1 protein-coding gene is annotated in these 852 nt (G+C 35.8%); it reads right to left on the bottom strand.

The window, feature by feature from the left end:
- Positions 1-106: 106 nt before the first annotated feature.
- Positions 107-625, bottom strand: coding sequence for a GrpB family protein (locus tag BK127_RS42235; protein WP_076238590.1), 519 nt, complete (start codon positions 623-625; stop codon positions 107-109).
- Between the last annotated feature and the right edge of the window lie 227 nt (positions 626-852).

Raw genomic sequence — 852 nt, 5'->3', positions numbered from 1 at the left:
CAGCGAATCAATAAGCTTCCATTGAAGACGATTGATCGACTGCTCGTTAGGTTATAATCTTAATTGCGTTTTATATAATCATTTTAATTAATCCCTTTAATTGTATCTATTTTCCATCCCTTTGCCTTGCTCGTTCCAGCAAGCTGTGTACGTAATCAGCTTTTTCATCAGAATAGGCAAGAAGTGTTGTAATTCCTTTATTAAGTGAACTCAGTTTCCGATCTGAATATTGTTTAGCTATGTCTGGATTCTCTCTTAGGTAATTCCGAATTAGAATGTTGTTAACCCATTGTTCACCATTCCATACAACGATGGCAAGATTATATGCATGTTCCTTTCGTTTTCGGAAATACAGTCTTCCCTTTACTCCAGCTTCACCGAAACCCTCATAACCAATTTGTTCTAATGAAACAGTTGTAGAACTATCAAGTTCAAGTGTTCTGACACCAATTAATATATCAATAATTGGTTTAGCTAACATCCCTGGAACTGATGTGCTACCAAAATGCTGAATTTCCAAAGCAGTTTCTTTAAAAATAATTGAAAGAATTGATTTCTCATTCTCAAATAAAACCGTCCATTGTTCATTGTATGGAACTACATTTATGGGTTCATCAATTCCCATCTCCATCACCTCGTCTCAAAGTAGACATTAAGATATATTAGCATATTTTTTGTTTTCCTTAAATCAGTAACTAATTGAACAAAACTGCCCGTAACTTCAACGGAAATAAAAAAGGAGCCTCTACAAGCAACTCCTGCACTCTCGTTCCTCGTCCCTCAGTATTAAGGATTTATCTAACGAATACTCATTCATTCGCAGGATTTCATCACTTTGGAATACAGCGGCCG

This window comes from Paenibacillus sp. FSL H7-0331 (assembly GCF_001956045.1).
This window is presented reverse-complemented; position numbering and strand designations above follow the sequence as displayed.